Below are 15,277 nucleotides of genomic sequence, written 5' to 3' on the forward strand. Positions count from 1 at the left end.
GAAGGGATTCGCGCGGGAGCGGGGGAATTCTCTTTAACCCAATTTTCAGTTAGTATTCTCGCTATTTGAGAATTGCTTTTATAGCCATGTGCTAATTTTATATTAAATGACAAATTCATTTTTTATTTTGTATATAAATCAAATATACCAAAAACCAATTGTAAATCAAATGTAAATGGAACGATTTATATTAGAGTTTTCAACAAGCTAAAAACTTAAAATTAAATACTTTTTTTTGTGTTTTTCTCTAACTTCATTCCTACATCCTTCGAACAAACACCCCTTTTTACGAAGCTCGTTCGAACAACGTTCGAACAAACTACGAACAAAACCCCCATAAAATCACAACTAGCCTATCATTTGCTATCAAAAAGTATCAAAACACGTCAAAACCCGTCAATAGCATTCAAAACACCAAACCTATTTTTCAGTTTAAGTATGCCGAGTGTATGAGGAGTGTATGCGTTAAGTATGGTTAGTGTATGCCAGAAGTATGGATACAATATAGATACAGTATGGATAGTGTATGCAAAGAGAATTTTTTTCATTAGTTCTCGATACATTTTGGTTTTGCAAATCTAAGGCTTTCCAAATCCAAAACACTCCTTTAGATTTGTTTTGATAAATTTAGGTGAATTTAGAAAAGAGAAAAGTGTTTAAGTCTATATCGAAGTATGAGTTTTACTCAGAGTAATTGTTAGTTTACTTAAACACTTTTCTCTTTTCTAAATTCACCTAAATTTATCAAAACAAATCTAAAGGAGTGATTTTTAAAAGAAAAAATGCTAATTTTTACTTTTAAAAATTGTATCGAGAACTATAGAACCAAAAAAAAGACACCCGAAAGTGCCTTTTAAATAATTTATCATAAATGAATTAATAAGCCAAAAGCTCTTTTAATTCTATTTCAAATCTACCTTTTGGTAAATATTGATCTTCTAATGTTTTCATAAATGGAATTGCGGTTTCTAAACTTCCAACTCTTCTTACTGGAGCGTCTAAGTACTCGAAACAGTTTTCCATAATCATAGCTGAAATATCACTAGCTACACCACCAAACAAAGTATCTTCTTGTAAAATGATTACTTTATTTGTTTTCTTAACTGAAGTATAAATCGCATCCCAATCCATTGGCTGTAAGGTTCTTAAATCTAATAAATCCGCTTTAATTTCTGGATTATTTGCTAACGTTTCTAATGCCCAATGCACACCAGCTCCGAATGAAATAATAGTAACATCTGTTCCTTCTTTAATCAAAGACGCTTTTCCGAAAGGTAACGTATAGTAATCTTTTGGTACATCTTGATACACACTTCTATACAATTGCTTGTGTTCGAAGAACAATACCGGATTTGGATCATTAATAGCTGTATTTAATAATCCTTTTGCATCATAAGGAAATGCTGGATATACCACTTTTAAACCAGGTGTTTTGGTAAACCAAGCTTCATTTGTTTGTGAGTGGAAAGGTCCCGCTTGGGTACCACCACCACAAGGCATACGCACCACTACATCCGACTTTTCTTGCCATCTATAATGTTGCTTCGCTAATAAGTTTACGATTGGATTAAATCCAGTTGAAACGAAATCTGCAAACTGCATTTCCATTACTGCTTTATATCCATTTATTGATAATCCGTTAGCCGCTGAAACTACAGCACTCTCACAGATTGGAGTATTTCTAACTCTTTCTTTTCCAAATTGCGCTACAAATCCGTCTGTAATTTTGAAAGCACCACCATATTCGGCAATGTCTTGTCCCATAATAACCAAATTCTCATGGCGTTCCATCGACTGACGTAAACCATTCGAAATGGCATCAATCACACGAATGTTTTCAACTTCTGAAGATGGATTAAACTCTTCAAATTCGTAAGGTGCATAAACATCACCCAATTCTTCTTCTAAAGAGGCAACAATAGCTGGCTCTTCTTGAACTTTTGCCCAATCGGTATCGATTTCTTTCTTAATTTCAGCACGAATCGCTTCATCTTCTTCATCTGATAAAACGGCTGTAGCTTTTAAGTAATTTCTATAATTTTCAACAGGGTCTTTCACTGCCCACATGTCCATTAATTCTTGAGGCACATATTTCGTACCACTCGCCTCTTCATGACCACGCATTCTGAAGGTTTTGAACTCCAATAAAACAGGGCGCGGATTATCTACCATAGAAGCTTTTAATTCCGAAATCAAATGATACACTTCTAATAAATTGTTACCATCAACAATGTGACTTTCCATTCCGTAGCCTACTCCTTTATCAGCAAGGTTTTCGCAACGGTATTGTTCGTTGGTCGGAGTTGATAATCCGTAACCATTATTTTCAATTACGAATAAAACCGGTAATTCCCAAACAGCAGCGATATTCAATGCTTCGTGAAAATCACCTTCTGAAGTTGCGCCTTCACCTGTAAATACTGCAGTTACTTTTCCGTTCTTTCTTAATTTATTGGCTAAAGCGATTCCGTCTGCAATCCCTAATTGAGGACCTAAATGCGAAATCATTCCAATAATCTTATATTCTTGTGTTCCAAAATGGAAACTTCTATCACGACCTTTTGTAAATCCGTTTTTCTTACCTTGCCATTGCGAAAACAAACGGTGTAATGGAATATCACGAGTTGTAAATACTCCTAAATTACGGTGCATTGGTAAAATATATTCATCTTTATCCAAAACCGAAGTTATCCCTACAGAAATAGCTTCTTGCCCAATACCCGAGAACCATTTCGACACTTTTCCTTGACGGATTAGAATCAACATTTTCTCTTCAATCAAACGCGGTTTTAAGATTTTCTTGTATAAATCAAGTAGTTGCGAATTCGATAACTCTTTTCTTTCAAAGTTCATGATGATGGAACAATTAAATTTTGCTCAAAAGTAATAAAAATAACATTTTGAAAGCGAATTGTTATAAAAAAAGACAAGACAAATTTCAAAGGCAAGAACAAGAGCAAGTTCAAGTTTAAATTTTAACGCAAGTACACTAAGAATTAATATCAGGTTTTTATAAAACCACTTCAAGCTATATTTCTACTCATCACTTTTCACTAATCACTTTTCACTAATCCCTATTCACTTTCCCCCATTGTTAACAACTTTCCACTTTCACAATTAAAATAAATAATTACCTTTGTATTTACTTGGGTTAAAGCCCATTTGATTTATTAACAATAAAGTTTAAGTATGCAACAAATTCCTAGTGTTGACTTACGTGATTTCCTGTCGGATGATCCGGCACGTAAACAAAAATTTGTAAATGAAATCGGAAAAGCCTACGAAGAAATCGGCTTCGTAGCATTAAAAGGTCATTTTTTAGATGACAAATTAGTTGAGGATTTATATTCAGAAGTGAAAAACTTCTTTGCACTTCCTATAGAAACCAAAGCTAAATACGAAATTCCAGGCATTGGCGGACAACGCGGTTATGTTTCCTTTGGGAAAGAACATGCAAAAGGTCGCTCTGCTGGAGATTTAAAAGAGTTTTGGCATTTTGGACAATACGTTAGCGAAGGGTCAAAATGGGCTGGCGAATATCCAGACAACGTGGAAGTAACGGAATTGCCTAAATTCAATGAAGTAGGTAAAGAAGCTTACCAAATGTTAGAAAAAACAGGGGTTTATGTGTTAAGAGCTTTAGCACTTTACATCGGATTAGATGAATTCTACTTTGATAAATACATCAAAGACGGAAACAGTATTTTACGTCCCATCCATTACCCACCTATTACAGACGAACCTAAAGACGGAGCCGTTCGTGCAGCAGCACATGGTGACATCAACTTGATTACCTTATTAATGGGAGCTCAAGGAAAAGGGTTACAAGTACAAAATCACAACGGAGAATGGATTGACGCTATGGCACAACCAGACGAATTGATGATTAACGTAGGTGATATGTTATCAAGACACACCAATAACAAGTTGAAATCAACGATTCACCAAGTGGTAAATCCACCAAGAGAATTATGGGGTTCTTCTCGTTATTCAATTCCTTTCTTCATGCATCCAGTAAGCGATATGAGTTTAAATTGCTTACCAGAATGTATCGATGAAAACAATCCAAAATTATATGAAGACATCACCGCTGGTGAGTTCTTACATGAACGTTTGGTAGAATTAGGATTGATTAAGAAATAAAGGAAAAAAATTCCAAAAAAAATAAAATTCCAAATTCCAAGTAACATTGGGGTTTGGTTTTTTGTTTAAAAATTGAAAATACATACACGCCACAATGGAACGCGGATGAAACGGGTTTTTCGGATTAACGCAGATTAAATTATAAATTATGAGTAGTATTTTACACAAAGAGTTAACAGGCTCAATTTTGAAATTGTTTTATGAAGTATATAATGAGCTAGGACATGGTTTTCTAGAAAAAGTATATCAAAATGCATTGTATACAGAATTAAAAAAAAATGGATTTGAAGTTGAATCTCAAAAGCAAATAAAAGTATATTACAAGAATGTTGAAGTTGGAGAATATTATGCCGATTTAATAGTAAACGATAAAGTAATTTTAGAATTAAAAGCTACTGAATCAATTACTGAAGCTCATGAATTTCAATTACTTAATTATTTAAAAAGCACGAATATTGAAGTAGGACTTCTATTAAACTTTGGAAAAAAACCTGAATTTTGTAGAAAAGTATTTCAAAATTACAGAAAATAAAATCAGCGGTAATCCGTAAAATCAGTATTATCCGCGTTCAAAAAAATTAATTATGAGTGGTTTAGAAGAACAACTAAAAAAACTATTTCCAGATCATCAGCCTTTAGAAGAAGAAAAAGAAGAAATTCTTCCTCACGAATTATTCGTTCAAAAAGAACCAATGATTTGCAAATATGAGAAACGCAAAGGAAAACCTACCACTATTATTTCAGGATATGAGGGCGAAGACGAAGATTTTAAAATCTTAGCCAAAGAAATCAAAAGCAAATTAGCAGTTGGTGGTACTTTTAAAGATGGCGAAATCATCATTCAAGGCGATTATCGTGATAAAATCATGAAACTATTACAAGACAAAGGATTCAAAACAAAACGAGTTGGAGGGTAAAGCCTCCTAACCCCCAAAGGGGGAATAAAAATGAAAAAAGAATAAAATTAATAACAATCTCATATTTTAGTAAAAATAAATACGAGAACTTAAAACCTATTGACCCCTAATAGGATTCCCCCTTCGGGGGTTAGGGGGCTAAAATGATAGCAGCATCAGAATTAATATTAAATCCAGACGGAAGTGTTTATCACATCAATTTAAAACCTGGACAAATCGCTAACGATATTATCTTCGTTGGAGATCAAAATCGTGTAGAGAAAATTACAAAACACTTTGATTCAATCGAATTTACGACTCAAAAACGCGAGTTCAAAACCCAAACAGGAACTTATAAAGGCAAAAGAATTACCGTTATGTCTTCTGGAATTGGTCCAGACAACATCGACATCGTAATGAATGAATTAGACGCCTTGGTAAACGTAGATTTAGCAACCAGAACCGTTAAAAAAGAATTGACTTCTTTAAATATTGTTCGTATCGGAACTTCAGGTTCGTTACAAGCGGATATCCCTTGCGATAGCTTTGTTATGAGTCAATATGGATTAGGATTGGATAATATGCTTCGCTCCTATTTAATTGATGAAATTTCAGAAACTGAAATGGAAGAAGCATTCATCAAGCAAACAAATTGGGACATGAGAAAAGGTCGCCCATACGTTATTGCAGGAAGTAAAACTTTAGAACAACGCTTAGAAAGTGATAAAATTTTCAAAGGATTCACAGGAACTGCAGGCGGATTTTACGGTCCTCAAGGTCGTGTAGTACGTTTAGGAATTCAAGATCCTGAGTTAAATGCTAAAATGGATAGTTTCAATTTCAACGGAACTCGAATGACGAATTTAGAAATGGAAACAGGCGCTATTTATGGTTTAGGAAAACTACTAGGTCACAACTGTTTATCCTTAAATGCCATCATCGCTAACCGTGCAACTGGAACTTTCAGTGAAGACCCATATAAAGCTGTAGATGAATTAATTGAATATACTTTAAATAAGTTAGCAGAGTAAAAAAACAATTAAAAAATTATTGAAATTTTTAAAATTTCTACAATCTGTGTTCCAAAAACAAAATGAATTTAATTCTAGAAACACCCCGATTAATCCTAAGAGAAATGCGTCACGAAGATGCAAATGCTCTATTTGAAATGGATTGCAATCCTAATGTGCACAAATATCTGTGGCAAAAACCCGTTGTACATATTGACGAAGTTCATGCTTATATTGATATGGTTAGAAAGCAATACATCAATAACGGAATTGGGCGTTTTGTAGCTATTACTAAAAACACGAATGAATTAATTGGTTGGACAGGAATTAAATTTGTAAACGACCACGTAGAAAATGGAAACACTAATTTCTATGATTACGGCTATCGTTTAAATGAAAAATTTTGGAACAAAGGTTTCGCTACTGAAGCTTCAAACGCTTGGCTAGATTATGGCTTTAACCAAATGAACATTCAAGAAATGAATGCTTATACTCATGCCGAAAACGGAGCTTCTAACCATGTGTTGCAAAAAGTAGGTTTCCATTTTATGGAAGATTATCCTGATGAAAATGGCATAACTTGGAAATGGTGGCTGTTAAAGAAATTAGAATTTAGAAATCAGAATTTAGAACAATGAAAACAATCAAAATAGCTGGAGTTCCAGAACATTTCAACTTACCTTGGCACATGTGTATCGAAGATGGCGAATTTGAAGCCGTGGGAATCGACTTGCAATGGACTGATGTCCCAGAAGGTACAGGAAAATTGTGTCAAATGTTGCGCGATGGCGAAACCGATATTGCTGTAATTCTTACTGAAGGCATAATAAAAGATATCGCAGCTGGAAATCCGAGCAAGATTGTGCAAGTTTATGTACAAAGTCCTTTAATTTGGGGAATTCACGTTGCTGCTAATTCTAATTCTAAAACACTTTCGGATTTAGAACATAAAAAAGTAGCGATTTCTCGAATGGGTTCAGGCTCGCATTTGATGAGTATAGTGAATGCTCAAAATCAAAATTGGAACACCGAAAACTTACAATTCGAAATCGTAAACACTATTGATGGCGCCGTTGAAAGTTTAACTTCAGGGAAAGCAGATTACTTCATGTGGGAGCGTTTTATGACGCAACCTCTTGTCGATAAAGGCATTTTCAGAAGAATTGCGGATTGCCCTACTCCTTGGCCTTGTTTCGTAATTGCGGTACGAAATGAAGTTTTAGAAAATCAGCCAAAAGTAATCGACCAAATTTTAGACATCATCAATACCACAACCGAAGAATTCAAAATGATTCCAAGTATTGACAGAACTTTAGCTTCTAAATACAATCAAAAAGTGGAAGCTATTCAAGAATGGTTAAAACTAACACGTTGGTCGCAAAAACAAATGACGGGTCCAACATTAGATAAAATAATGGAACAACTTTTGAAGCTTCAAATTATCGAGAAAAAAGTCCCAAAAGAGTCTATACTTAAATAATTCCGTATTTTTATCGTTTTAAACGAAATGACAATTAAAATCCCAACTATCGCCGAACTCAAAGAAAAGCTTTCTTTACCGAAGCCGTGGGATAATGTTGTCATTTTTTTGTTGAATATCTTAATTGCTATTCCTCTTTTTTTAATTGCACATCAAAATTTAATCGATTTAGAATGGTCACTACATTTGGATAGAATCATCATATTCATCCTTATTCTTGTAGCCATTCAACTAGTTCTTCGATTGGTGAAAACCATCATTATTCTGATTGTTTTTCTATACTTAATTGCTTTGTTATACGGAACTTTGTTCGGAAATTATGGTTTTAATCGGGTTTTTGAAGATTATCGTTATATGGTGTATTCCATGAGCGAAACACCAAATCCGCAAGACATTATTGTAGCCAAATTGCTTCCTTTTCCTAATAAATCTAAAATCATTAAAGCGGTAGATTTTTCTAATCCGAAAGTTAGAAACTTTGCCTTATATGCAACAACGAAACATTTCAGAGAAATCAAACAAACTGGCGAAACCCGAAGAATGATTCAGTGTTTTGCTGTTTTTAAAGAAATTAGAAACCGTTGGAATTACGTGAACGATCCAAAAGGAAGAGAATATATTGCTTACGCTTCAGAAAGTTTACAACATTTTTCGGGTGATTGTGATGACCACGCTATTTTGATGGCTGCCTGTATTAAAGCTATTGGTGGAACACCTAGAATTATTCATACTGGAGGCCATTTATACCCTGAAATGTTGATTGGTAATAAAAACGATTTAGAAACCGCCATTTATTTAATTAAAGAGGTACTTTTTAAACAAGAAAGTTATAACCAGCAAATTCATTATCACATTGATGAACGAGGACATATTTGGCTCAACTTAGATTACACAGCTACCTATCCGGGTGGAAAATTTATGAGTGAAGAAATATTAGGAGCACTAACTTTCAATTGATAAATTTAATATATTTACAAAAACAATATCCCTATTTTTTGAAAAAAATAAGCTATTTATTAGTGATATTCCTTTCGATTAACGCTTTTTCACAAAGTAATTCAACCGCTTATGATTCACTTCCATCTCCAATTTTGTCTAAAAAAAGTGAGTTAAAAATAGATGTTTTCCATTTTGTTACCTACGGAAGATTAGGTATTTCATACGATCGTTTTTTAAACAAAGATTTTTCAGGGGGTATTACTGGTATTTTTTTAAATAAAAAAAGTACAAGAGATAATTTTCTTACTGACGATACAAGAACTTTAATTGATTATCAAATAATTCCATATGTTCGATATGCTTTATCTAAAAGCGCAACAAATTTATATTATTTAGAAGGTTTTGTGAATGTTAATGGTGGTAATTATAAAGAGTTAACGCATTTAAACAATGGAAGTGCCGACTATGTTGTAATAACAAAACATCGATATACCGATCTGGCTTTAGGAGGTTCGATAGGTTATAAATTATACCTAAAAGAATGTTTTGTAATAGACTTGACTGTGGGTATTGGTAAAAACATATTACAAGAAAACAGTCCATCAACAGTAGCGAGAATGGGAATTAATTTAGGTTATAGATTTTAAGTAAAATATCATGAAAAAATACATATTTATTCTTACGTTTATTATTCCGGTATTTGTATTTACAAGTTGTACAGAAAGTGATGATGAATTTTTTGCTTCTACTACTTTAACAGCAAATGATTTAATTGAAGTTAGCCTTACAGGAGATGAAGTAACTGTTTCGAGTAATATTCCTCGAATATTGCCTCAAACAACAAATCCTTTCGACATTTTTTTAACGAGCACCTCAAGAAAAATGTTTTTCAACTATACCATACAAAAGAAGAACAGTAATAATGTATGGGAATACATAACTCCATCAAATATTGTTTTACTAAATGGTGAAAATCAAACAGGAAGTTATATTTCAGGAATTGCCGTATTAGATGCCATAGATACTACTTATGAATATGAAAGTAAAATTACCTTAACAACAGGACAATACCGTATTTCATTTGACCCTGAAATTGTAACCCTTAATGCTCAAAATGCAGTAATGGTAACTGTTAAGACTAGTGTTACAGGAATACCTAATAACATGTTAGAATTTACAATTAATTGATTTATATAACAGACAACTTTAAGGATTTTTCTACTGATATATAAAACATTTTTCAATTAAGTAAATATTATAGTGCTAAAACCATTAACTGAGCTGTGGCTTCGTTAGTGGCTAATGGCACATTGTGTACATCGCAAATTCGAATTAACATATTAATATCGGCTTCATGGGGATGATTAGAGTTTGGGTCTTTAAAAAACAAAACCATTTTAGTTTTTCCTTCAGCAACACGAGCTGCAATTTGGGCATCACCTCCTAAAGGACCAGATAACATCTTTTTTACTTTAAAACCTGCCGCTTCTGCTTTACCTCCAGTGGTTCCGGTGGCAATTATTTTAATATTTTCTTTTGATAAAATGGTTTTATTCTTATTTAAAAACTGTACCATATCGGCTTTCTTTCCATCATGTGCAATAATAGCTAATTCCATAATTTAATTTAATTCATTCCTCACAAATGTAATAATAAAAAAATCCCAAATCAAAAATGATATGATTTGGGATTTAATCAACTTTAAATTAATTTTTTATTTGTTTAAAACATGATATGCTATTAGACCATCAATCGGTCTTCTTAGAACATTTCCTATTTTAATAGATTTTTTTTCAAGTACTGATGTTAGTTCCTCTTTCAAATAAAAAGCAATAGAACCAATAAAATGTACCGGAACTTCTTTACAATTATCGAATTGTTCAATATAATTTTCAACAAAAGATTCCATTTCTTTTTGAATCAATTTTTGGCAGAATTCGGTGTCTTTGTGACGAATTAAAAACTTCGCAAAAGTGGCTAAATACGCATTAGGATTTGGCTCTTTATATAAATTATGTTTGATATAATCGGCATCTAAATTATATTCTTCTTCAAATTCTTGAACTAATTCTTTAGGCATTTTATTGAAATAATAAGCCCGAATCAAATGACGTCCAAAACGATTTCCAGAACAATCATCCATAGCAATATACCCTAAAGATTGTACTTTTTGATGCAACACTTTTCCATCAAAATAAGAACAATTTGAACCCGTTCCTAAGATACAAACAATGGCTTTTTCGTCTTTAGGAGTTGTAGCATAAACCGCCGCATAGGTGTCTTCATGAACAACTACAACTGCATGCTTAAAATAATCTTGAAAAACTAAAGTTAGAAAGTCTTTCATACGATCTGTTCCACATCCTGCACCGTAAAAGAACAAGTGAGTAGCTTTATCTTTATTATGCGAAATATCAAACTTATCTTCTAATCGGCTGATAATTTCGTCTTTGTCTAATACTTCAGGGTTTAATCCTAAAGATTGAGTAGTGAATACTACTTTTCCATTATCATCAATTGCAATCCAATCGGCTTTTGTAGAACCACTGTCAACTAATAATTTCATTTGTTGGGTGTTAGTTTAGTTTAGGAGGAAAAAATCCCGCATAAAATGTGGCGGGATTTTTTTTTAATATATTATTTTAAACCAGCAACATGTACCGATAAATCAATTAATTTACTTGAGTAACCGTATTCGTTATCATACCATGAAACTAATTTGAAGAAAGTAGAATTCAATCCGATTCCAGCTTTAGCATCAACAATTGAAGTTCTAGAATCAGAAACAAAGTCTTGTGAAACTACATCATCTTCCGTAAATCCTAAAATACCTTTCATTGAAGTTTCAGAAGCATTTTTAAGTACTTTCATGATTTCTTCATAAGTAGTCTCTTTCTCTAATTTAACGGTTAAGTCAACTACAGAAACATCTACTGTAGGAACACGGAATGACATTCCTGTAAGTTTTCCATTTAATGAAGGAATAACTTTTCCTACAGCTTTAGCAGCTCCTGTAGAAGAAGGAATAATGTTTACAGAAGCAGCACGACCACCTCTCCAATCTTTTTTAGAAGGTCCATCGGCAACCATTTGCGTTGCAGTTGAAGCGTGAACGGTTGTCATTAATCCTTCTACAATTCCGAAATTATCATTGATTACTTTAGCTAAAGGAGCTAAACAGTTTGTAGTACATGAAGCATTTGAAACAATAGTATCAGTAGCTTTAACCTCATTATGATTAACCCCCATTACAAACATAGGGGCATCAGCTGAAGGAGCAGAAATTACTACTTTTTTAGCACCTCCATCAATGTGTGCTTGAGCAGTTTCTAGAGTAGTAAAAATTCCCGTACATTCTGCTACGACATCTACATCTACACTTGCATCATCCCATTTGATTAATTTTGGATCTCTTTCAGCTGTAACACGAATAAATTTATCGTTTACATATAATTTTCCGTCTTTAACTTCAACTTTTCCATTAAAACGACCATGAACTGAATCGTATTTTAATAAATAAGCCAAATGATCTACGTCTAATAAATCGTTGATAGCTACTACTTCTACGTTATCTCTGTTGAATGTTTCTCTGAATACAATTCTTCCGATTCTACCGAATCCGTTAATTCCTAATTTTACCTTTGACATTTTTATTTTCTTTAATTTACAAATTTATTATGATGATACGATATCGGATACTTTTACCAATTCCATATCGATTTCACTTTGACCTTTGATGGCTTGCTCTAAAGGGGTTAACATAATTTTATCTTGATTCAAACCTACCATGTAGTTAGATTTTCCTTCTAATAAAGTTTCTACAGCTTTAACTCCTAATCTTGAAGCCAATACGCGGTCAAAACAAGAAGGAGAGCCACCACGTTGCATATGCCCTAAAACCGAAACACGAACATCATATTCAGGCATGTTTTCTTCTATGTAATCTTTTAATTCAAAAACATTTTTACCTATTTTATCTCCTTCAGAAACCACTACTATACTTGAAGTTTTTCCTGAACCTTTACTTCTTTTTAACGATTCAACTAATCGGTCTAAACCAAAATCTTCTTCCGGAATAAGAATTTCTTCTGCTCCTGCTCCAATTCCAGCATTTAAAGCAATGTGCCCTGCGTCTCTTCCCATTACTTCAACGAAGAATAATCGGTTGTGTGAATTTGCGGTATCTCTAATTTTATCGATAGCATCAATTACGGTATTCAAAGCAGTGTCGTATCCTAAAGTATGACTGGTACCATAAATATCATTATCAATGGTTCCTGGTATTCCAATTACCGGAAATCCATATTCTTCATTAAAGATTTCTGCTCCAGTAAAACTACCATCACCTCCAATAACAACAAAAGAATCAATACCTGCTGCTACCAAATTATCATAAGCTTTCTTTCTACCTTCTTTTGTTTTAAATTCAGTTGAACGCGCCGATTTCAAAATAGTTCCCCCTTTATTGATAATATTTTTTACATCACGTGGTCCCATTTCTTTAAAATCACCTTCTATCATTCCCTGATAACCTCTATATATACCTACACATTCCACATTATAAAAGGCACAAGCTCTTACTACTGCACGTATTGCAGCATTCATACCGGGAGAATCACCCCCTGAAGTTAAAACACCAACTTTTTTAATCTTTATTGACATATTTTTGATTGTTTATGTAAAGTTATAAAACGGAAAACAAAAAAAGAGCAATTTTTGCAAACTATTTAATGATAGCGGCAAATTCAAACGTTTTCGTTAATAACTTTTTGATTTTAGTATTAAATAACTAAGAATTAATCGATTTCTGGAGCCTTAATTGGCTCTTCTTTACTAGGTTCGCTTGATTTAAATTTTCTTTGATTTATAAATTCTATAAACTCATTTGGAAAATCTGAATCAGGTAAATCATCATGAGATTTTGAAGTTTTTTTTCTATTTCGATTTGAATTAAATATCTTTTTGAGCATTTCTCTAAAAGTATTAAATTCGACATTATAGGTAACTCCAAGACCTTGAGTATATCCTATTCCATCACCAACATAATTGATATCATTCTCTCTATTAAATACATGAGCATTCAATGAGCCATCTTCATTAAGCTGTATTAAAACTTCAAGATTTCCTACAATAATAGATTCTGTCACACCTCCTACGGGTACATTTGCCTTTCCGTTAATCGTAATTCTATCACTAATTCTTGTGCTTAAAGTTACCCCCACTCGATCTGAGATTTCAGTTAATCTATTGCCTTGAGAATAGTCTAATCCTAATTGTAAGTTACTATCAGCATCTGCAAACAAACCATTAATAATCGAACTTGCTCCTTCTATTAAAGAGCCATATGCCGCATTTCCAGTAGATTCAGCTGTTACAAAGGAACCTGTTGCCATTAAAGCAAAAGCTTGGTTTTGTCGTGTATCTTTATCTTGTAATTTATAATCAATTTCACTTTTTAATACCGAACTTACAGTAGGGAAATCAATACTAAAATCGGGTTGAGGATTATCTAAATTACCATTTAGCAAAATGGAAACATTGGTATCCACTTTTCTATTTAATGAAGCACTCTCTATTAATACAGCTGGATTTGCCATAGTTTTATAGGTAGCCTTTAAATCCAAGACTGCATTCATAGGCTCTCCATCCCAACGAATAGTACCTCCTTTTTCGACATTAAATTTTTTATCTATAATACCGCCGTATTTAAAATTATATTGCCCTTCTTGCACAATAAAATCCCCAAACATTTCAAATTTCCCTAAAGTATTAATATTCATCTGCATGGATCCAACACCTTTTCCTTTCATTGCATGTCCTGTTTCTCTATTCAGAATAATTTCAATTTCTGCATCGGTGTCAATATCAAAATTAAAATCTAGCTCAATACCTTGATAACGATTCCCTTTAGTAATTTTTTCTTTTAATGATTTTTGGTATTCAGCAACTGTCATGAAATTTATGAATGAATTGTTACCCAAGTCCTCGTCATCATTTACTGGAATTTTTATCGATGTCCCTTTTTCAGACTCCCCTGAAACCTTAATGTTTAATGCATTTATTGCCCCTGTAATACTAGCCTTCCCTTTCATAAAAGCAGTTCCGTAATAATAGGCATCTTCTGAATCTTTAGTGTCTAATGCTAAAATATTATCCGAAATCAAATGCAAATCGAGTTCCCAATCGCCAAGGTTTTCATGACGAATAGTTCCATCAATAACCCCTTTTGTTTTGTATTTGGTATCGGTTACTTCAATTTTCCGAAGACTAAATTGATGCTCAGTTAAATCAACAATGGCATTTTTTTCGAAAGCATAATCTACATTCAAATACGGAACGCGCATTCCGGCATCATTAAGATAGAGTCTTCCATCCATTTCAGGTTCTGTTAATGAACCTCCTATTGTAGTTCTACCTGTAGCATTTCCTCTTACATCCGATAAAACACTTCCAAGCAACGATCCAAAAGGGGCTAAATTAAACTTATCGAATCCTGCAACCAAATCCAAGCTTGATTGTTGTCCAACAAAATTAATTTTTCCATCTAAGAAAAAGTGTTCTTGTCCTTCTTGTTTCAAACTAGACTTCACTTTAAACTGATTGAAATTTTCATTCCCCTCTATTTTAAAGTCTAAATCGCCTAGTAAAAACTGATTTATTTTCAAACTATCTATAGTTAAGTTTGAAATAGGTTCATATTTATTTCTATCTTGTTTGTAGGTAATATTTCCATTAATTTTTCCGCCAAATGATAAACTATCCAAAGCTGGTGTAACCTTATTTAAATCTACATCATCAAAGGATAATTT

The 15,277-nt window shown here is 33.1% G+C and carries 16 protein-coding genes; 9 read left to right on the forward strand and 7 right to left on the reverse strand.

What is annotated here, in order from left to right; genetic code table 11:
• Both B4I81_RS04695 and B4I81_RS04700 read right to left on the reverse strand, forming a co-directional pair.
• A partial coding sequence (locus B4I81_RS04695) for a DpnI domain-containing protein (protein WP_291108272.1) occupies positions 1-119 on the reverse strand: 119 nt, incomplete at its 3' end.
• A gap of 757 nt (positions 120-876) precedes the next feature.
• Positions 877-2,853, reverse strand: a complete 1,977-nt coding sequence (locus tag B4I81_RS04700) for an alpha-ketoacid dehydrogenase subunit alpha/beta (protein WP_291108242.1) — start codon at positions 2,851-2,853, stop codon at positions 877-879.
• Positions 2,854-3,189: 336 nt separating this feature from the next.
• Here B4I81_RS04700 and B4I81_RS04705 point away from each other — a divergent pair, with 336 nt between their 5' ends.
• The 9 genes from B4I81_RS04705 to B4I81_RS04745 all read left to right on the forward strand — a co-directional run bounded on the left by B4I81_RS04705 (position 3,190) and on the right by B4I81_RS04745 (position 9,656).
• Positions 3,190-4,143: an isopenicillin N synthase family dioxygenase gene (locus tag B4I81_RS04705; RefSeq protein ID WP_291108244.1), complete on the forward strand. Its 954-nt coding sequence runs from the start codon at positions 3,190-3,192 to the stop codon at positions 4,141-4,143.
• Positions 4,144-4,291: 148 nt separating this feature from the next.
• Positions 4,292-4,675, forward strand: a complete 384-nt coding sequence (locus tag B4I81_RS04710; RefSeq protein WP_291108246.1) for a GxxExxY protein — start codon at positions 4,292-4,294, stop codon at positions 4,673-4,675.
• Positions 4,676-4,727: 52 nt separating this feature from the next.
• Entirely contained in the window at positions 4,728-5,060 is a 333-nt protein-coding gene (locus B4I81_RS04715; RefSeq protein WP_291108248.1) for a translation initiation factor, read from the forward strand.
• A gap of 143 nt (positions 5,061-5,203) precedes the next feature.
• On the forward strand, positions 5,204-6,070 hold the full coding sequence (locus B4I81_RS04720) for a nucleoside phosphorylase (protein ID WP_291108250.1): 867 nt from the start codon (positions 5,204-5,206) through the stop codon (positions 6,068-6,070).
• A gap of 62 nt (positions 6,071-6,132) precedes the next feature.
• Positions 6,133-6,687: a GNAT family N-acetyltransferase gene (locus B4I81_RS04725; RefSeq protein ID WP_291108252.1), complete on the forward strand. Its 555-nt coding sequence runs from the start codon at positions 6,133-6,135 to the stop codon at positions 6,685-6,687.
• Positions 6,684-7,529 (forward strand): substrate-binding domain-containing protein, encoded by an 846-nt coding sequence (locus B4I81_RS04730; protein ID WP_291108254.1) that lies wholly within the window; start codon positions 6,684-6,686, stop codon positions 7,527-7,529. The genes B4I81_RS04725 and B4I81_RS04730 overlap by 4 nt, the downstream gene beginning before the upstream one ends.
• 27 nt (positions 7,530-7,556) lie before the next feature.
• On the forward strand, positions 7,557-8,486 hold the full coding sequence (locus B4I81_RS04735; RefSeq protein ID WP_291108256.1) for a transglutaminase domain-containing protein: 930 nt from the start codon (positions 7,557-7,559) through the stop codon (positions 8,484-8,486).
• A gap of 38 nt (positions 8,487-8,524) precedes the next feature.
• Positions 8,525-9,115 carry a hypothetical protein gene (locus B4I81_RS04740; protein ID WP_291108258.1) on the forward strand — a complete coding sequence of 197 codons (591 nt, stop codon included), beginning with the start codon at positions 8,525-8,527 and terminating at the stop codon, positions 9,113-9,115.
• A gap of 10 nt (positions 9,116-9,125) precedes the next feature.
• The gene (locus tag B4I81_RS04745; RefSeq protein ID WP_291108260.1) at positions 9,126-9,656 is read left to right on the forward strand and encodes a hypothetical protein; all 531 of its coding nucleotides are present in this window, start codon (positions 9,126-9,128) and stop codon (positions 9,654-9,656) included.
• A gap of 67 nt (positions 9,657-9,723) precedes the next feature.
• On the opposite strand, the gene B4I81_RS04750 is transcribed toward B4I81_RS04745, so the two are convergent.
• The 5 genes from B4I81_RS04750 to B4I81_RS04770 all read right to left on the reverse strand — a co-directional run.
• Positions 9,724-10,086: a methylglyoxal synthase gene (locus B4I81_RS04750; protein WP_291108262.1), complete on the reverse strand. Its 363-nt coding sequence runs from the start codon at positions 10,084-10,086 to the stop codon at positions 9,724-9,726.
• A gap of 96 nt (positions 10,087-10,182) precedes the next feature.
• Positions 10,183-11,034 carry an N-acetylglucosamine kinase gene (locus B4I81_RS04755; protein WP_291108264.1) on the reverse strand — a complete coding sequence of 284 codons (852 nt, stop codon included), beginning with the start codon at positions 11,032-11,034 and terminating at the stop codon, positions 10,183-10,185.
• A gap of 71 nt (positions 11,035-11,105) precedes the next feature.
• The gene (gene gap / locus B4I81_RS04760; RefSeq protein WP_291108266.1) at positions 11,106-12,116 is read right to left on the reverse strand and encodes a type I glyceraldehyde-3-phosphate dehydrogenase; all 1,011 of its coding nucleotides are present in this window, start codon (positions 12,114-12,116) and stop codon (positions 11,106-11,108) included.
• Positions 12,117-12,143: 27 nt separating this feature from the next.
• Complete coding sequence (pfkA, locus tag B4I81_RS04765) at positions 12,144-13,130, reverse strand: 6-phosphofructokinase (RefSeq protein ID WP_291108268.1); 987 nt, start codon at positions 13,128-13,130, stop codon at positions 12,144-12,146.
• A 134-nt stretch (positions 13,131-13,264) separates the two neighbouring features.
• Positions 13,265-15,277 (reverse strand): translocation/assembly module TamB domain-containing protein (locus tag B4I81_RS04770; protein WP_291108270.1); only part of this gene is annotated, 2,013 nt, incomplete at its 5' end.

The sequence above is a fragment of the Flavobacterium sp. UBA6195 genome (assembly GCF_002422095.1).
GTDB lineage: Bacteria > Bacteroidota > Bacteroidia > Flavobacteriales > Flavobacteriaceae > Flavobacterium.

Bases quoted from the DNA above. Each gene is read 5' to 3' on its own strand.
- B4I81_RS04715 (WP_291108248.1), top strand. From the start codon at position 4,728: ATGAGTGGTTTAGAAGAACAACTAAAAAAACTATTTCCAGATCATCAG.
- B4I81_RS04730 (WP_291108254.1), top strand. From the start codon at position 6,684: ATGAAAACAATCAAAATAGCTGGAGTTCCAGAACATTTCAACTTACCT.
- B4I81_RS04750 (WP_291108262.1), bottom strand. From the start codon at position 10,086: ATGGAATTAGCTATTATTGCACATGATGGAAAGAAAGCCGATATGGTA.
- B4I81_RS04735 (WP_291108256.1), top strand. From the start codon at position 7,557: ATGACAATTAAAATCCCAACTATCGCCGAACTCAAAGAAAAGCTTTCT.
- B4I81_RS04755 (WP_291108264.1), bottom strand. From the start codon at position 11,034: ATGAAATTATTAGTTGACAGTGGTTCTACAAAAGCCGATTGGATTGCA.
- B4I81_RS04725 (WP_291108252.1), top strand. From the start codon at position 6,133: ATGAATTTAATTCTAGAAACACCCCGATTAATCCTAAGAGAAATGCGT.
- pfkA (WP_291108268.1), bottom strand. From the start codon at position 13,130: ATGTCAATAAAGATTAAAAAAGTTGGTGTTTTAACTTCAGGGGGTGAT.
- B4I81_RS04705 (WP_291108244.1), top strand. From the start codon at position 3,190: ATGCAACAAATTCCTAGTGTTGACTTACGTGATTTCCTGTCGGATGAT.
- B4I81_RS04710 (WP_291108246.1), top strand. From the start codon at position 4,292: ATGAGTAGTATTTTACACAAAGAGTTAACAGGCTCAATTTTGAAATTG.
- gap (WP_291108266.1), bottom strand. From the start codon at position 12,116: ATGTCAAAGGTAAAATTAGGAATTAACGGATTCGGTAGAATCGGAAGA.
- B4I81_RS04745 (WP_291108260.1), top strand. From the start codon at position 9,126: ATGAAAAAATACATATTTATTCTTACGTTTATTATTCCGGTATTTGTA.
- B4I81_RS04700 (WP_291108242.1), bottom strand. From the start codon at position 2,853: ATGAACTTTGAAAGAAAAGAGTTATCGAATTCGCAACTACTTGATTTA.
- B4I81_RS04720 (WP_291108250.1), top strand. From the start codon at position 5,204: ATGATAGCAGCATCAGAATTAATATTAAATCCAGACGGAAGTGTTTAT.